Source organism: Ralstonia sp. UBA689 (assembly GCF_002298975.1).
In the GTDB taxonomy this organism is placed as follows: domain Bacteria; phylum Pseudomonadota; class Gammaproteobacteria; order Burkholderiales; family Burkholderiaceae; genus Ralstonia.
In genome coordinates, this window is the sequence record NZ_DBMV01000046.1 from 65,090 (window position 1) to 82,858 (window position 17,769).

The following is a 17,769-nucleotide window of genomic DNA, read 5'->3' on the forward strand; positions in this document are numbered from 1 at the left end:
TGGCGGAGGCGATGGTCTTGGGGCGGCGGCAACTCAGCCTGCGCGCATGCCGGTGACATTGACTTGGCTGGTTTCGAGATCGAGCGAGCTTTGCACCATGAATTCCAGCGGATACGGGTCCATGCGAACCATGCCGCGAACCTCGAAAAGCAGCACGTTGTGTGGCTCAGCCCGATCGGGTGGGGCCAGCGGCGAGACGGTAAGCGAGTCGGGAATCAGGCGCGGCTCGAACTCGCTGATCGCGCGGCGGATAATCCGCTCGACATCGGCCCATTTGCGTGAAGCCATGAAGGTCCCGGCCAGGGGGGGTACCCCAAAATTCACCGTTGATGCGGCTGCTTCAGGGTAGCGCTGCCGGTCGATCTGGTCTTCGATGTTGGTCGTGTTGAGTAGGAAGGCCAAGTCGCGCTGGACGATGTCGCGCATCTGTGCGCGCGTCATGGCGTATTCGCCAGGCGCTTCGCTCAGGCGTTGGGGAGCATCGTCGCGCAGGCGGTCCAGCAGCGTTGGCAGCAGATGCGTGCTGGCACGGCGTGGCGCCGGCGCGGTGTTTGCGCCGGACCGGGCACGATCAGGTCGGTTCTTGTCAGCGCTGCTCATTGCCCGTCTCCTGTGATTGAGGGGCGTGTTGCCGCACCTGTGCCGACGGTGCAGGTGTTCAATTCGAACAACCCGTAATCTCCAGCGTCGGTTGTCCACGTCTTGCGCCCCGCAGCGATTACGGTCGCGCGACCGGCATCGCGCCAGATGGTTTGATTGCCAAGGCAGATCGCATCGCTGTGGTCGCCTGTCTCGGCGTTCGCTTCGGTCTGCGGATAGCGCACGGGTGCGAATCCGCGCAGCGCACTGCCATCGGCCAGCGTGAGCGAGCAGGGCGCCCAAACCAGGTCGATGAGGGTGGACGGCGTTGCAATGTCCCACGCGGCGAGATCGGAGAGGGGGAGCCACCGGTATCGGCCAGCCGTGATGAGCTCAAATACCGGACCCAGTCGTGAGTCGCTGTCGGTAATCCACTCGAACGTGCCGAGCGTGTGGTGCCCGGCAACCATGGGGGCGGCGTCGAGGGCGCCCTCCCGTGCGTCGTTCGCAGCATCCGTCTCGCCGGCTGCAGCCAGGCGCAGGGCCTCAAGCAGTCCTTCCATCCACGCTGGGGTGTCGAACACAAGCCCTGGGCGTTCCTGGCCATTCAACACGCGGTTGCGCCAGTGCTCTGCGCGGATCAAATCACGATAGGCCTGCACCAGCGCGGTTTGCTGGGGATGCAATCGTCCCCAGACCTGCAGTTGCACGATCGCGCGTGTCCACTGGCCCATCACGCACAGCAGTTCGAACAGCGCCCAGCGGTGCTCATGTTGGGTCGGCTTGCTACGCACAAGCGCCTCCAGATCAGCAAGACGTTCTGCGAGCGGCATGCGAAGCGAAGTCGGCAGCGTTGCCGCCGGCGATTGCGTGTCGGCAGGTTGTTGGTTGGCTGGGGTGGTCATGGCGTCTGATGGGGGCCAAGCAGTTCTGGCGCGTTAAGCGGGCTGTCTACCGTAAGCACCTGGTGTTCGCGGCGAGTCAACTCGGGCGGCAGCGAAGCCGGGCCGCGTGCGAGGCTCGCCTGGTAGGCAGCCGGGGCGAACAGGCGCAGGATCTCGGGTGCCGGCTCAAGCGCGAATTCAGTTTGGTTGCTGCCTTGCGTGCTCAGGGGGCCGAACACCTCGTCGAGCGTGCGCTCTCCGCTGATCAGCGTCTCGATGGAGGTGCCAGCGTTCGTAGATGGCCGATCAGCGGTTGCGTCGTCAGCGTAGACAGATGAGTCATTCGTCTGCGTCCTGTCCCACGGTTGGGCGGCCGGCGCCCGCGGATTCAGAAGGGCTTGCCAATACTGCGAGTGCAGTAGCTGCGCGATGTCGGCTTCTGCGCCGGTCTCGCCGTCAGCATGTGGCGTTGATCTGACGTGTGCAAGCGCACCAGCGTCCAGCTTGGCCGACGGGCCGATCAGCCCAAGCACTGCGTTCTCAACAGGCTGGTCGCTGTGCGAGCGTTCCGGATCAATCTGCAACCCGGCTACGACAGAGGCACGAGGCTTATCTAAAGTCGAATCAGTCATAGCTGGTTCCAGGGCGCCCGAATGCATTTTTTTAGACGTTCGAAACGGGACCATGTGAAGCCGTCATTGAAATGGTTTGGCATTTTAAGCGCGATTTGCCGCAATTCGCGTTGTGTTGAGGACAAAATTCAATATTAGGGGGTTGCGGCAAAAAAATGGCACCAAATTGCAAACGAAATGAAAACAAAAGATGTTAAATGTTTCTAAATAATCATCGTGCAGGGCTGGTTGTTGAGTGTATGCAAACGAAGCATCTGATTGGGTTTGTGGTCGAAAGAAGTGAATCTAAGATCAGAATTCAATTCAAGTTAATATCCAACAAATGTTACAAAAAAAGGGGAACGCGTTGACGGGTGAAAAGTGCAGGCTGTATCCTTTGCTAAATCGTATTTTTTCTTTAAAAATATATAGAGTAATTTATATATTATTGGCCCTATTTGATTGGTTAATTGGTGGTTTCACTATTTGATCTTTCAGTGTAGAAAAAGTCAGTTGGCGATCCATAGCATTCCTGCACGTCATGGCAATTCCGCGTCAAGCTCTGTTCGGAAAGCTTGGCTCGACGCTGTACCGAAGCGTTGAGTCGGCGACTAGTTTTTGCAAGCTGCGAGGTAACCCGTATGTCGAACTGGTGCACTGGTTGCACCAGCTGCTGCAGTTGCCCGACAGCGATCTGCATCGGATCGTCCGGCACGCGGGCATCGACCGCGAGGCGCTGGATCGCGACATGGCCCGCGCGCTCGCTGCGTTGCCTGCGGGGGCGAGTTCAATCAGCGATTTTTCCTGGCACCTGGAATCTGCCATCGAGCACGCTTGGGTGCTGGCAACGCTGACTTGGGGCGACTCGCGCGTGCGCGGGGCATGGCTGATTGAAGCGCTCGTCAAAACGGCGGAGTTGCGCCGCGTGCTGCTCTCCATCTCGCCTGCCTTTGGCAGGATTCCCGTCGACGATCTGGCACAGACGCTGCCGGCATGGATTGAGGGCTCGCCGGAGGGGGCGGATCTGCCCTATGACGGCAGCAATTTCGCGAGCGCAGTTCCCGGTGAAGCCTCCGGCGCCATGCCGGCCACGGCTACGGGCTCGACAATCGAGCAGTTCTGCACGGATCTCACTGAGCAGGCCAGGGACGGCCGGATCGACCCGGTGATTGGCCGCGAGCTCGAGATTCGCACCATGATCGACGTGCTGCTGCGCCGCCGTCAGAACAACCCGCTGCTGACCGGCGAAGCGGGCGTTGGCAAGACCGCAGTGGTCGAGGGGCTGGCGCTTGCGATCGCGCAAGGAACCGTGCCACCCAAGCTTGCGAATGTGCGGCTGATGAGTCTGGACGTCGGGGCGCTGCTGGCCGGTGCCAGCATGAAGGGCGAGTTCGAGGCGCGCATCAAGGGGGTTCTGGAGGCTGCCGCGAAGTCCCCGGTCCCTATCATTCTGTTTATCGACGAAATCCACACGTTGATCGGCGCGGGTGGCCAGGCTGGAACGGGCGACGCGGCCAACCTGCTCAAGCCAGCGCTTGCGCGCGGCACCATCCGCACCATCGGTGCGACGACGTGGGCTGAGTACAAGCGGCACATTGAGAAGGACCCCGCGCTGACGCGGCGTTTTCAGGTTCTCCAGGTGCCGGAGCCGAGCGAAGCCGCTGCCACTGATATGGTGCGGGGCCTCGCGCATACGTTTTCCGAACACCACGGCGTGGCTGTGCTCGACGAAGCCATCCGCGCAGCCGTCACGCTTTCACACCGCTACATTCCCTCGCGTCAATTGCCTGACAAGGCGATCAGTCTGCTCGACACGGCCTGCGCCAGGGTTGCGCTCTCCCAGCACGCCGCTCCCCGAGAGCTCGATAGCGTGCGTGAACGCCTTGCGGCGGCCAGCACGGAACGCGATCTGCTGGCCGAGGAGAACCGCATTGGCATGAATGCCGACCAACGGTTCACTGCCGCTTGCGAACGCATTGATGCGTTGGAGCGCGAAGCGCAGCGGCTGGAGGCCCAGTGGCAAAAGCAGACGGCGGCCGCCACCGCACTGCTCGAAGCCCGACACGCGGCTCGGGCCGACGAGGGCGATGCGGCGGAGGTGCCCGTGGACGCGCTTCGCATGTTGGAGCGCCAGCTTGCTGTGCTGCAATCCGAACAGGCGCTGGTCTTTCCGGAGGTCAACGAGGCGATTGTGGCCTCGATCGTGTCGGACTGGACCGGCATTCCCGTCGGGCGCATGGTGACTGATGAGATCAGCGCGGTTCGCCGTTTGCCTCAGATGCTTGGCGAGCGCGTGGTGGGCCAATCCGAGGCACTGCGCCAGATCGGCGAGCGCGTGCAGACCGCGCGCGCGGGTTTGTCTGACCCGAAGAAGCCGCTGGGCGTATTTCTGCTGGCGGGGCCTTCGGGGGTGGGCAAGACAGAAACAGCGCTGGCGCTGGCCGAGGCGCTCTATGGTGGCGAACAGAACCTGATCACCATCAACATGAGCGAGTATCAGGAATCCCACACGGTGTCCGGGCTCAAGGGAGCGCCGCCGGGCTACGTGGGTTACGGCGAGGGCGGCGTCCTGACAGAAGCAGTGCGCCGCAGGCCGTACTCGGTGGTGCTGCTCGACGAGATTGAGAAAGCGCATCGCGATGTGCACGAAATGTTCTTCCAGGTGTTCGACAAGGGCTACATGGAAGACGGCGACGGCCGCCACATTGATTTCCGCAACACGACGATCCTGCTCACGAGCAATGAGGGTGCCGACCTGATCGCTAGCCTCTGCGCCGACACGGCGTTGGCTCCCGATGCGAAGGGCCTGTCCGAGGCGATTGCTCCTGAGTTGCTCAAGGCGTTTCCGGCGGCGTTTCTCGGTCGCGTCACCGTGGTGCCGTATCGGCCGCTACAGGACACGTCACTTGCCAGCATCGTGTGCCTGCACCTGGGCCGCGTGGTCAAGCGCATGGCCGATGTGCACGAAATTGCGCTGACTTTTGACAACGCTGTCGTCGACTACATCGTGGGCCACTGCCTGGTTCAGGAAACCGGCGCCCGTGTGCTCATTGGCTTTATCGAGCAGCACATCCTGCCGCGCCTGTCGGAGCTGTGGCTCGATGCGTTTGCCCAGAAGCAGCCGCTTGAGCGCATTCACATCGACGTTGGCGACGCTGGTGGCCAACCGGCAGGTTCGCCGGAGCAGGCGCTCATGTTTGTCCCGGGCTTCGCCGACACGGCACAGGATTTACCGCAACCCCGGCGAGCCTGACCGATCCTCGCAGGCTTTCCTTTTTCCACTCCACGGAGTCTTTATGTCCGCATCCAGCAGTTCGCAGAAATTCATCGCGCGCAACCGTGCGCCGCGCGTACAGATCGAGTACGACGTCGAGGTTTACGGCTCGGAAAAAAAGGTCGAACTGCCGTTCGTGATGGGGGTGCTGGCAGATCTGTCTGGCAAGCCCGTGGAGCCGCTGCCGCCCGTTGCTGACCGTAGCTTTCTGGATATCGACGTGGACAACTTCGATGAGCGTATGAAGGCCATCAAGCCGCGCGTCGCGCTCGCAGTGCCCAACACGCTCACGGGCGAGGGCCAGATGATGGTCGACATGACCTTCGAGAGCATCGAGGATTTTTCGCCGGCCGCCATTGCCCGCAAGGTGGAACCGCTGCGCCAGTTGCTCGAAGCGCGCACCCAGCTCGCGAACCTGCAGACCTATATGGATGGCAAGGCCGGCGCCGAATCGCTCGTCAACCAACTGCTGCAGGACCCGGCGCTGCTCAAGTCGCTTGCTGCTGCACCCAAGCCGGAGCAGCAAGCCGCTGACGGCGAAGCGACCGCCTGAGCGCAACAGCCAATACCCCAGGAGCACAGACTATGGCAAAACAACAGGCTCAAGCCGCTCAAGTCCAAGACGCGCGGACGACCACCGATTTCTCGCAACTGCTGGCGCAGGAATTCCGGCCAAAGACCGAGCAAGCCCGCGAGGCGGTCGTGTATGCGGTGCAAACGCTTGCCGAGCAGGCGCTCAAGCAGTCCGCCACGATCAGCGACGATGCCTACAAGAGCATCGCCGCCATCATCGCGCAGATTGATCACAAGCTCTCCGAGCAGATCAACCTGATCCTGCACCATGAGGATTACCAGAAGCTGGAGTCGGCTTGGCGCGGCCTGCACCACCTCGTCTCCAACACCGAAACCGACGAGCGCCTGAAGATCCGCTTCATGGACGTCTCCAAGGACGAGCTGCGTCGCACCATGCGCCGCTACAAGGGCCAGGCGTGGGACCAAAGCCCGCTGTTCAAGCAGATCTACGAAGAAGAGTACGGCCAGCTTGGCGGGGAGCCGTATGGATGCCTGGTGGCGGACTACTACTTTGACCACACGCCGCCCGATGTCGACCTGCTTGGCTCGATCGCCAAGGTTGCGGCTGCGGCCCACACACCGTTCGTCTCCGGTGCCGCGCCGTCGGTTCTGCAAATGGAATCTTGGCAAGAGCTTGCCAACCCACGTGATCTGACCAAGATCTTTACGCAGAACCTCGAATACGCCTCGTGGAACTCGCTGCGCAATACCGAGGATGCCCGTTACGTGGGTCTCGCCATGCCGCGCTTCCTGGCGCGTCTGCCGTATGGCGCCCAGACCAACCCGGTCGACGAGTTCGACTTCGAGGAGGATACCTCCGGCTCTGATCACCGCCGCTATGCCTGGGCGAATGCCGCCTACGCGATGGGCGTCAACATCAACCGCTCGTTCAAGCTGTACGGCTGGTGCTCGCTGATTCGCGGTGTTGAATCGGGCGGTACGGTCGAGAACCTGCCGTGCCACACCTTCCCGACCGACGACGGCGGCGTGGATATGAAGTGCCCGACGGAGATTGCGATTTCGGACCGGCGCGAGGCGGAACTGTCGAAGAATGGCTTCATTCCGCTGATCCACCGCAAGAACACCGACCACGCGACCTTTATCGGCGCGCAGTCCCTGCAGAAGCCGGCTGAGTACCACGACCCAGACGCCACGGCCAACGCCAACCTGTCTGCACGCCTGCCGTACCTCTTTGCGTGCTCGCGTTTTGCGCATTACCTCAAGTGCATCGTGCGCGACAAGATTGGAGCGTTCAAGGAGCGCGAGGACATGCAGCGATGGCTCAACGAATGGATCATGCGCTATGTCGACGCGGACCCGGCCAACTCGTCGCAGGAGACCAAGGCGCGCCGTCCGCTGGCGGATGCCGAGGTGCTGGTCGAGGACGTGGAGGGCAATCCTGGCTATTACCAGGCCAAGTTCTTCCTGCGTCCGCACTTCCAGCTCGAAGGCCTGACGGTCTCGCTGCGCCTGGTCGCCAAGCTGCCGTCGATCAAGGAAGCCGCCTGAGCCGTATCTGGCGTCTCGTCTGGCTCGGCTTGAGTTTCGCATCGTGCGCGCCCCAAGCCGGCTGTTTGTAATACCAACCCAACCGTACCAAGGAGCAAGCATATGGCTCAGGATATTTTTCTCAAGATTGACGGCATCAATGGTGAGTCGCTGGATGACAAGCACAAGGACGAAATCGAAGTCCTGACCTGGGAATGGGAAATTCAGCAGGAGTCGAGCATGCATGCCGGCAGCGGCGGCGGCGCCGGCAAGGCAACCGTCAAGGACCTGACGTTCGAGCACGCGATCGACCGCGCCAGCCCCAACCTGATGAAGTACGCCCTGACTGGCAAGCACATCAATCAGGCTGTGCTCGTCATGCGCAAGGCCGGCGGCAATCCGCTCGAGTATCTCAAGCTCACTATGAGCGACGTGATCGTGACGCGCGTGAAGCCCGCAGGCAGCAAGCTGGATGCGGACAAGAGCCGCGAAGTGGTGTCGCTGTCGTTCTCGAAGGTTAAGCAGGAATACGTCGTGCAGAACGCGCAGGGCGGCAGTGGCGGCGCGGTGACCGCGAGCTTCGACATCAAGGGCAACAAGGAAGCCTGATCCATCAACGCTTCCGTGTGACCTGCTGGGGCGGTGGATCAACCACCGCCCCGGCGCTTTTTTCTATCGTTCCACCGTGCCGTCTGCCATGACCCGAGTGCTCCCCACGCAATTGACGCTTGTCCTGAGCGCTGTCATTCCGGCGCTTCTGCTCGGCGCGTGCGCCAGCGGCGATCCAAGCCCAAAGGAAGCCACCCGGCTGGAATTGACGCTCAACGCCGCATCCACGGTCAATCCGGATGACCAGAAGCGGCCCGCGCCGATCGCGGTGCGGCTCTATGAATTGAAGACCGATGGCGCCTTCAACGCGGCAGACTTCTTCACGCTGCAGGACAAGGACAAAACCGTGCTGGCCGACGACCTTGTCAAGCGAGACCAATACCTGCTGCGGCCGGGTGAACACGTGACGCTCGCCCGGCCTATTGATCCCGCGGCGACAACGCTTGGCGTTCTCGCTGCCTATCGTGATCTGCCCAATTCCGTCTGGCGCACGGCCTACACATTGCCGCCCGCGCGCGACGCCGCCTGGTATCACGTCTTCAAGCAAAAGCTCAAGCTCACCATCGACCTCGAGGCCAACGCCATCAAGGTTACGGAAGTCAAAGACTGAAACCGGGCGCATCACAGGAATAGCGGGAATACACACATGAGTTGGTACAACAAGGTGACCTGGAGCGAAGGGCTGTTCATGCGCCCGCAACTGTTTCAACAGCAGGAGCGCTACCTCGAGCATTACGCCCATCGCCGCGCAGCGACGCTCTCACCGTTCTTCTTTGGCTTTGCCCACTATGCGCTGGATACGGAAGCCCTGGCGCTTGGCAAGGTGATCCTGAAATCCGCCTCTGGCGTGTTTGCCGATGGCACGCCGTTCGATGCGCCGGGCAGCACGCCGCCGCCAGCGCCCCTGACCATCCGCCCGGAGCACCTGGAGCAGTTGATCTATCTGGCGGTGCCGGTGCGCGTACCGAACGGTGAAGAAACGACGTTCGAGAACACGGCGGATTCACTGGCGCGCTATGTCGTGTTCGACACGGACCTGTGCGACACGAATTCTGTCGGCCAGGGGCCGAAGACGGTGCAGTTGTCGAATCTTCGGCTGCGCCTGCTCCCCGAGAAAGAGCTGACTGACGCGTGGATTGGTTTGGCATTGGCCCGCGTGCGCACCATTCGCGCCGACGGCAGCATTGAATTGGACGACACGCAGGTGCCGCCCGTGGCCGGATATGGCGCAAGCGACATGCTGGCCGGCTGGCTCGCCAAGATCCACGATTTGACGCATCTGCGCGCGAATGCGCTGGCCGAACGGCTGACCGGCAGCGACGGCAAGGCTGCCACCACCGCCGAGGTTTCCGACTACCTGCTGCTGCAGACACTCAACCGCTATGAGCCGGTTCTGCAACACGTGCGGCGCGTGCCGACAACGTCGCCGGCGGATATCTATGCGCTGCTGATCAGCATGGCGGGGGAACTGTCGACCTATGTGCGCACCGACACGCGTCGCCCGCTCGAATCACACCCGCCATACCAGCACACGATGCCCTACGCATGTCTGAAGCCCGTGGTGGACGACGTGCACCGGCTGCTCAACGCCGTCCTTGTGCGCAGCGCCCAGAGCATCGCACTGCAGGAGCAGGCGCATGGCCTGCGCAACGCCGTGATCGACCCCGCCGAGATTCGGGGCTTCAACTCGGTCGTGCTGGCTGTGCACGCGGCCATGCCGCCCGATGTGCTGGTCCAGCAGTTCGCTGCGCAGGCCAAGGCCGGCCCGTCAGACAAGCTGCCCGACCTGGTGCGCGGCCACTTGCCGGGCATCGCCCTGCAAGCGCTGCCTGTGCCGCCACGGCAGATTCCGTTCAACGCGGGGTATGTCTACTACGAACTCGCGCGCAGTGGATCGCTGTGGGAAGAGGTGGCCAGACACGGCGGGCTTGCGCTGCACGTGGCGGGGGAGTTTCCGTCGCTCAAGTTGGAGCTTTGGGGCGTGCGCGGGTAAGGCGCGCATCGCTGAGGTGTCATGGATGGCTGGCAGCCCGCTAGCAGCCCCATTTGAGGAGAGTCGCGTATGGGTTCGATGAACGAGTTGTTTGGCGCGCGGCGCACGCTGTCGGTGGCCGGCGCGGCCATGCCGGCCTACGGCGGCCAGCCCGTCCTGACGCCGGTGCGGCTCTCGGGCAAGGAAGCGCTGGGTGAGCTGTTCGAGTATCGGCTTGAACTCAAGACGCCCGATGCGCTGGCGTTCTCACCCAGTCTTGCGGCCAACATCGAACTCGACAAGGTGGTCGGCACCGAGGTGACCGTGACCATTGAGATCGAGGGACGCGGCCATTTTATGGCGGGCCTGGCCGGAGACGCTGGCAAGGTGAACATTGGCGCAGGCAAGCGCGAGATCACGGGCATCGTGAGCGAAGCGCGCCTGCTGCGCGAGGATGGTCGCACGATCGTCTATGAACTGACGCTGCGCCCGTGGCTGTGGCACGCCGCCAAGAATCGGAACTGCCGCCTGTTCCAGGACATGTCGGTGGTGGAGATCACTGACGCGGTGCTTGCGAGCTATCCGTTTCCGGTTGACAAGCGCCTGACCACGCCACGCCCGAACAAGGTCTGGCCCAAGCGCGACCTGCAGCGCCAGCACTGGGAGAGCGATTGGGCCTTCCTGCAGCGCCTGTGGGAAGAGTGGGGCATCTTCTACTTCTTTGAACACAGCGACGGCAAGCACCGGCTGGTGCTGTGCGACTCGATGGGGGCACTGCAACCGCATGGTGAGGCCTACGCCACGATTCGCTACGAGGCGCCCACCGGCCAGCGCATCGACGAGGAGCATATCCACGCGCTGGCGGTCACGCATGCATTGACCACAGGCGCGGTCACCCGCGTCGATTACGACTACACATGGCCGCGCGCTGATCTGACCGTCGGACGCGAAGACCCGCGCGATACGGGTCTTGCGCATCAGGAACACTACGGTTGGGGAGATTATGGCCAGCCCCAGGCGGGCGCAGCGGGCCTGACCGGCGAGCACAACGAGCCGCGCACCGAAGCCGAATACCTGACCCTCGTACAGATGCAGGCGATGCGTTGCCAGGGCTTGCGCGCAGCAGGCCAAGGCAACCTGCGCGGGCTGGTGACCGGGCAGACCTTCGTGCTCACGCACTATCCGCAGACGGCCGCCAACCGCGAATACGTGGTGCTTGCCTGCCGGATCGAGATCGAGGACGTGGGCGAAGCGACGGATTCTGCGCAGCGCTACCGCTGCCAGACGGACTTCGATATCCAGCCGAGCAACGAAGCCTTCCGGCTGTTGCGCACGCTTTCCAAGCCGCGCGCGACCGGGGTCGAGTACGCAGTCGTGGTGTGCCCCGAAGGACAGGAGATCTGGACGGACGCCTATGGCCGGGTGAAGGTGCAGTTCATCTGGGACCGGCTCGGCAAGAACGATGAGCGCTCAAGCTGTTGGGTGCGAGTGGCCGCCCCGTGGCAAGGCGACCAGTTTGGCGGCACGTTCCTCCCACGCCGTGGTCAGGAAGTGTCGGTGGACTTCATCAATGGGGACCCGGACTTGCCGATTCTGACGGGCCGGGTTGTCAATGCGTTCAACCAGCCGGCGTGGATGCTGCCGGATAACCAGGCGCTGGCGGGTTTCCGTAGCCGTGAGATTGGCGGCATGCGCGCCAATACGCTGGCCTTTGATGATACGAACGGCAAGATCCAGGCGCATTTGAGCAGCGATGAAGGTGCTTCGCAGCTCAATCTTGGTTACATCACGCGCATCAACGGCAACGCTGGGCGGCAGGATGAGCGGGGCAAGGGTGCCGAGCTGCGGACCGATGGCAACGCGGCGGTGCGAGGTGCGCGCGGCCTGCTGTTGACGACCTTTGCGCGTGTCTCGTCCAACGGCGATGCGTTCAACGTTGACGAAATCGACGAGCAATTGCGACAGGCCCAGGAAACAGCGGAAAGCCTCGCGCAGTCGGCGCAAACCGCTGGCGCCCAGGATGGGGAACAGAAACAGATTGCCACCGCGCTCAAAGCTCAGACCAAGGCGGTGCGTGGCGAGGGCGCACTCAAGCAGTTCAACGATCCGCAACTGGTGCTGGCCAGCCCCACAGGTCTGGTTGGGAGCACGCCCGAGCAGATTCACTTGAGCAGCGGCCGCGCCACGGCGATGACGGTGGGCACGGACCTCTCGGTTTCCACGGGCGGCGGGTTCTTTGCGAGCATGCGCCGTGCGTTGCGCCTGTTCGTCTATGAGGCGGGCATGCGCCTGATCGCCGGCGCTGGCGACATCGACATCAAGGCGCTGAAGAACAGCATCAACCTCCTGGCCAAGCTCAACGTCACCGTGGTGGCCGACAGGATTCGCATCAGCGCGCAGCAGGAGGTCGAGATCAGCGGAGGTGGTAGCTACACGCGCTGGAGCGCCGGACAGATCAAGAGCGGAACGAATGGCGCCTTCGAGGTGCACTCGGCAGGCCGGACGTTCACCGGGCCGGATAACGTCACCACGCCGCAGTTGCCCCAGGCGGTTGAATCACCGCAGAACCTGCATTTTGCGCTGGGGGCGTTGCCGGGGGAGGCGCATCGCTATGCAAACGAGCCGTATGAACTCTACAAGGGTGACGCGAAGATTGGTCAGGGTGTCACCGACGAACACGGGCATGTGGTCGTCAAGGACCACAAGGCTGGCACATCGGCCTATCGGGTCAAGCTCGCCAATGGCGCGCATTTCGATTTGAAGGTGAAAGACGCATTGGCTGCCGATCCGGAGCATGCCGACCAGCGTTCCAACTGCGGTGAGCGGATGGCTTAAGGCGCAGACACCAAGAGTCGGCTGACGAACGAGGACAAGACCATGGCGGAACATCTCAGGACACAAAACGCGGTTGACGTGGCCATCGACGAAGCGGGTCGCAAGGCGCAGGGGTCGGTGCAGTGGTTGCTGGAAAGCAGCAGGAGAATCAATGACCAACCGTGAAATAGAGGGGATTATGAATTTCTTGCCGAGAGGAGCGACAGCATTGCTGCTGTGGACGTTGTGCGCGACCGCGTTTGCGGCGTCTGGCCCAGCGGTGAAGCTCTGTGAAGACGCAGCATGTCAGATGCCGCTAGCGAGCGAACCGTACCAGTGGAAGTCTTCAGATGGGAAGGTGCTGAAGAAGGGAATAACGGACGACGAAGGGAACGCTCAGGTCATTCAGGCTCCAAATGTCTCCAGATATGTGCTCGAAACCATCAATCGGCATTGGGGCTATCAAGTGGAGGCGCGATGCTGGAAAGCTTCGTTTCAAAGTTGCGTCAAGCTTGTTGACGCTTGGAATATTGACGGCTTTGAAGATAACGAATCCATCGAGAAGCGCGAGGCAAAGAAAGCGGCAGAAGAGGAAGAGCAGCGAAGCCTGGCACGCGTACGTCTTCGCATGTATGCGCAAGCGGCGGCAAGCAATAACGATCCACTCGCATGGCTTGGCCCTCTGCCGCCAGAATGGCCGGCAGAGGATGTGCTGACACGCTGGAGGCGGCTGCACGAGCAGGTTAAGAACGATATTGAAACGTTCACGAGTTCTGACAAGTTATTGAGCGAATTTCATTGCAAGACTGCAGCGGAGTTCGGTGATGTTCCAGATGAAGCAGCGGTCCAACAGTTCCTGACGGAGTACACGAGAGGGAACGTGGGCGAGGCGACGTGGGACGCCGTTATGACGGCCGCACAAAAGGGTAACTGGCAAGCGCGGTGGTTCGTGTATGCACACTTTAAGGACATGCTTCGCAACCGCGACAATCTTGCGCTTCAATACCGGGTGTTGCAGTTAAAGGAATGGTTGGTGTCCCATCAGATCGGGCCCGTCTATGCGGAATTCGCGGAAGCGCTGGCCGCAACCGGTTTGGGCAGCGGTTCAGGTGGGAGGAAGTATGCCTCGCTGGGATATTTCGCAGCGGCGCAGCGAGGAAGCTATACGTCCATGGCAGGAGTCGGGGACCTCCTGCAGGAGAGAGCATCAAGCGAAGAACAGAGTGTGGGACGTGCGATGGTTGCGTGTGCAAAGGCCAACATGCCGAAGCTAGTGAACTGAACGCGGTGAGCCGATGGTTTGACGCACACAACGACACGGCTGACAGACGAGGACAAGACCATGGCGGAACATCTCAGGACACAAAACGCGGTTGACGTGGCCATCGACGAAGCGGGCCGCAAGGCACAGGGGTCGTTGCAATGGCTGCTGGAGAACGGCAAGGGGCTCAACGGCCATCCGCCCATCAAGGATGCGCCCAAGAAGTACCGGGACACGGATCTGCAGTTCTTCATCTGCGGCCAGAAGGGCTTTGGGGCAATTGCCAAAGATCTGCGGGCGGCCCAATCGACGGTCGACATCATCTGCTGGGGCTTTGACCCAGGCATGGAGCTGGAGGAGCGCTCAGCGGGAGATTGGCCGCGCGGCACGACATATGGCGATCTGCTGGAACAGACAGCCAAGCGTGGCGTGAGAGTGCGGTTGTTGGTCTGGTTCGACATGCTCGCTTCGACGAAGCAAAACAACGTGCCGGGCTATTCCGATGCCAAGGCCGGACCGTTTGCCTCGCCTTATGACGGCAGGAAGCGCCAGAATTACTGCATTCGGTGGTGGCAGGAGCATTTGCCGAACGGGCAAAGCGGGGCAGGCAGACTCGCGAATCTACAGGTTGTCTTGCGCAGCGTTCACAAGTCGGATGTCGACAGATTGATGGCGCAGGAACCCAAGGAAGAGGACAAGCCAGATGCCATGGAGGACGCCTTATTCCTTTTTGGGACCCACCATCAGAAGCCCATTTTGATCGACTATGCCCACGAGGGCGGCAGCAAGGCGGTGGGCTATGTGATGGGATTGAATTCCATCACGGACTTCTGGGATACCACCGACCACGTGTTGGACGACCCGCGGCGGCAACGTTGGACGGAGGGCGCGGCCAAGAGCGAATACGACCACGAATACGATACCGAGAAAGAGCGCAGCAACGCCAAGTACAGCTACACCAAACCTTATCAGGACTATGCCTGCCGCGTCGTGGGGTTGGCGTTGGAGCGGTTGCACCAGAACTTCGAGCGTGGCTGGAATGCCTTTGCGCCGGCCGCATTGCGGACCCATGAACTGGGCTCCCCACCTCCCAAGTTGGCGAGATCGAGCAGATCGGCGGCTTACGAGGTGCAGATCGTGCGCACGCAGGCCGCCGAGCGTGAGAAGAGCATCAAGGAGGTGTATTTCCAATCCACCAGCGTCGCGCGCAATTACATCTACATCGAGAACCAGTATTTCTTTTACCCGGAGTTCGTGCGTCACCTGAAAAAGGAGCGCGACAAATTCTGCGATCAGTGGGTTGCCTATTCCGGCAAGCCGCTGACCGACATTCCGAAGCTGCATCTGTTCATTGTGATCCCACACCCCGAAGACGACGGCATGATCCCACGCACGTTCGACACGCTCACGGGACTCGGGCACAGCGACCGCATGAAGGATCAGGCTGATCTCATTGATCACCGGGTGGCGGGCCAGCACTATGAGGACGTGGTCGACGCCACATACACGCTGGATCTGCAGGATGCGGAGGGGCGCCCGTTCACCGTCAAAGGCACGCACAAAGTGCTGGACCGGCCGAGCGTGGAGGCTTTGAAGAAGTCGTTCGGCCTGGAAGTGAGCGTGGCGCGTCTGCGCACTTATGGGCTGGACGCGAACCACCGCCCGGCCTACCGCGAGATCTACATCCACTCCAAGCTGATGATTATTGACGACGTGTTCCTGACCATGGGTAGCGCCAATTTGAACCAGCGCAGCATGTCGGTGGACGGCGAGATCAATGTCGCGGCGACCGGGCTGGCGTGGGCTTCGGATCTGCGCCAACGGGTGTTTGCGTTGCACTCGGGAGGCAAGGTGCTCGGCACGGGGGAGCGCGCGCTGGTGCCCAAAGTGTTTGACGATTGGACCAAGCAAATGGACAGCAACAAGCTCGCTCGTAAAGGCGGCAAGCCCATGCAAGGCTTCCTGCTGCGGTTCGAGGATCGCCGCTCAACGACCACAATGCACGCATAGGAGAGGCCTTGATGAAAGGGATCCGCTGGCGCCTCATTGGCGCGTTCATGTGCGGTGTACTGATTGCCAGCGCTCAAGCTGGCCCGCTCTCCGCTCTCACCAACAAGCTAGATATGGCCGCCAAATCTGATCTGCCGCGCTACGAGAAACTGCCGCTGTTCAACCCGCACCGTAAGACCTTCACGTGCGTGTACCAGGACCAGCATGTGCCGCCCATCGATCCCCAGGCCGAACTGTGGTTCCAGCAAGCGCTGGCACTGGATGATCCGGACATTTACTATAAGAAGCGCGACTACCCCAAGATTTACCAACTCTATACGCAAGCCGCCGAGCGTAACCATTGGAAGGCGATGCTCAATATGGCGGCGTTGATTCTGGACAGCGGCACGTATCGGAATATGCCAGTGAAAGACCCGGAGGTAGCTATTCAATGGGTCGAGAAGGCTATGAAGCTGGGCGTGCCCGATGCGTACGACACGATGGGCACGTATCACGAAAACGGCATCGTGCACGGCGGCGGCTCGACCATGGCCTATGCGTTTTACCAGAAGGCGGCGGACATGGGCAGTCCGTTGGCGATGACCTACTTGGGCGACAAGCTGGGCGGGACCTACGATGCGCCGCCGGAGTTCTGGGGGAACCGGCCCATTGCGGTGCAGATGCTGCAATGTGCGGTGGCACAGGGGTATGGGGATGCGGCGTACGAGTTGGCTTATTACCAGAAAGACGGATACACAGCGGAAGGCAAGGCCCTTGCCCTCAAGACCTTGCACGAGGGGGTGAAGCTTGGCAGTTACAAGTGCGCAAAGGATTTGGCTTCCGAGTTTCGCGGATTCGGGCTTAGCGATGGCGAAAACCTTGTTGGTCACATCGACAGTGCCCGTGCCGACCGGTATTTTGAATTGGGCCGGATGCTTGAGTTTTACTCCGGCCGCATCAAGCTCCCCAACCTGGACAAGGTGCTGCCGCTGCCGCCCGCGCCGCTGCCCAAGTGGGACGGTGACGAAAAGAAACTGATCGACGCGGCGAAGGCGGTCACGCCGCCTCCCAAACCGAACCCGAAGGCGGCGCTGCAAGGCCGGGAACAGATGCCGCAGGACCATGATGTCCTGCCGCTGGCGCAGAGCCCTTACGCCGTGACTGGCGACAAGGTCGTGCCTGAAACCGGTTACTGGCTGGCGCTCTATGGGCTCTCCACGATGACCCGCGAACAGCTCTTGCCGGCGCGTCGCGGTTATCCGGAGCGCTACGAGGCCGGAGAGCGCTTCGAACTAGGCAAGCCAGGATTGCTTGCGCCCGAGCAGGTCCAATGGTTCTTTCTGGGCGAAGCAAAGCCGGTGCCGCCCGCGCCCGACGTTTACCTCAAGCAACTGACCGACGCTGGTTTCCTGCGCCAGATCGAACAGCCACCCCAGGCACGCACATGCCACGGCTTGGAGCACTGCCCGCGCACGGGCATCTGGGAGGGCCGAGTCAAGCGCGACCACCCGATGGCGGCGGTTTTCAACCGCTGGGACCAGCAGGCCTTCGTTCAGGAGGGGCAGCCGTTTCCAGAGCCGGAGCTGCGCCACCTGGATATCCCCTTGGAGCAGGTGCAGTGGACTTACCTGGGCAGCGCCAATGGAAAGACGCCTGATGGCTTTGATCAGATTGCGCTGTGAGCACTGTCCGCGCTCGACAAACATCGATGGAAT

The 17,769-nt window shown here is 61.6% G+C and carries 14 protein-coding genes; 11 read left to right on the forward strand and 3 right to left on the reverse strand.

All coding sequences use genetic code 11. From position 1 onward, the window contains the following. Positions 1-33: 33 nt before the first annotated feature. The 3 genes from tssE to B4F51_RS23660 form a co-directional block, all read right to left on the reverse strand. Complete coding sequence (gene tssE, locus B4F51_RS23650) at positions 34-600, reverse strand: type VI secretion system baseplate subunit TssE (protein ID WP_296229236.1); 567 nt, start codon at positions 598-600, stop codon at positions 34-36. Further along, complete coding sequence (locus tag B4F51_RS23655) at positions 597-1,412, reverse strand: type VI secretion system accessory protein TagJ (RefSeq protein ID WP_296229238.1); 816 nt, start codon at positions 1,410-1,412, stop codon at positions 597-599. Before B4F51_RS23655 ends, tssE begins: the two co-directional genes overlap by 4 nt. Before the next feature lie 68 nt (positions 1,413-1,480). After that, positions 1,481-2,095, reverse strand: a complete 615-nt coding sequence (locus B4F51_RS23660; RefSeq protein ID WP_296229239.1) for a TagK domain-containing protein — start codon at positions 2,093-2,095, stop codon at positions 1,481-1,483. Positions 2,096-2,615: 520 nt separating this feature from the next. On the opposite strand from B4F51_RS23660, the gene tssH reads away from it, so the two are divergent. The 11 genes from tssH to B4F51_RS23715 all read left to right on the forward strand — a co-directional run bounded on the left by tssH (position 2,616) and on the right by B4F51_RS23715 (position 17,736). Further along, positions 2,616-5,327: a type VI secretion system ATPase TssH gene (gene tssH / locus B4F51_RS23665; RefSeq protein ID WP_296229242.1), complete on the forward strand. Its 2,712-nt coding sequence runs from the start codon at positions 2,616-2,618 to the stop codon at positions 5,325-5,327. Between the two features lie 43 nt (positions 5,328-5,370). Further along, on the forward strand, positions 5,371-5,901 hold the full coding sequence (tssB, locus tag B4F51_RS23670) for a type VI secretion system contractile sheath small subunit (RefSeq protein WP_296229243.1): 531 nt from the start codon (positions 5,371-5,373) through the stop codon (positions 5,899-5,901). 32 nt (positions 5,902-5,933) lie between these two features. Continuing rightward, the gene (gene tssC, locus B4F51_RS23675; protein WP_296229244.1) at positions 5,934-7,430 is read left to right on the forward strand and encodes a type VI secretion system contractile sheath large subunit; all 1,497 of its coding nucleotides are present in this window, start codon (positions 5,934-5,936) and stop codon (positions 7,428-7,430) included. Between the two features lie 102 nt (positions 7,431-7,532). Continuing rightward, complete coding sequence (locus tag B4F51_RS23680) at positions 7,533-8,018, forward strand: Hcp family type VI secretion system effector (RefSeq protein ID WP_296229246.1); 486 nt, start codon at positions 7,533-7,535, stop codon at positions 8,016-8,018. Positions 8,019-8,106: 88 nt separating this feature from the next. After that, entirely contained in the window at positions 8,107-8,628 is a 522-nt protein-coding gene (gene tssJ / locus B4F51_RS23685) for a type VI secretion system lipoprotein TssJ (RefSeq protein ID WP_296229279.1), read from the forward strand. 36 nt (positions 8,629-8,664) lie between these two features. Continuing rightward, complete coding sequence (gene tssK / locus B4F51_RS23690) at positions 8,665-10,011, forward strand: type VI secretion system baseplate subunit TssK (protein ID WP_296229247.1); 1,347 nt, start codon at positions 8,665-8,667, stop codon at positions 10,009-10,011. A 69-nt stretch (positions 10,012-10,080) separates the two neighbouring features. Next, a complete protein-coding gene (locus B4F51_RS23695; protein WP_296229249.1) occupies positions 10,081-12,825 on the forward strand; it encodes a type VI secretion system Vgr family protein in 2,745 nt (914 codons plus the stop codon). Positions 12,826-12,867: 42 nt separating this feature from the next. Then, complete coding sequence (locus B4F51_RS23700; RefSeq protein WP_296229250.1) at positions 12,868-12,990, forward strand: hypothetical protein; 123 nt, start codon at positions 12,868-12,870, stop codon at positions 12,988-12,990. Continuing rightward, positions 12,977-14,086, forward strand: coding sequence for a hypothetical protein (locus tag B4F51_RS23705; RefSeq protein ID WP_296229251.1), 1,110 nt, complete (start codon positions 12,977-12,979; stop codon positions 14,084-14,086). Before B4F51_RS23700 ends, B4F51_RS23705 begins: the two co-directional genes overlap by 14 nt. 60 nt (positions 14,087-14,146) lie before the next feature. Continuing rightward, on the forward strand, positions 14,147-16,075 hold the full coding sequence (locus B4F51_RS23710) for a phospholipase D-like domain-containing protein (RefSeq protein WP_296229252.1): 1,929 nt from the start codon (positions 14,147-14,149) through the stop codon (positions 16,073-16,075). Between the two features lie 11 nt (positions 16,076-16,086). Continuing rightward, on the forward strand, positions 16,087-17,736 hold the full coding sequence (locus B4F51_RS23715; protein ID WP_349676326.1) for a tetratricopeptide repeat protein: 1,650 nt from the start codon (positions 16,087-16,089) through the stop codon (positions 17,734-17,736). The last annotated feature ends 33 nt before the right edge of the window (positions 17,737-17,769 follow it).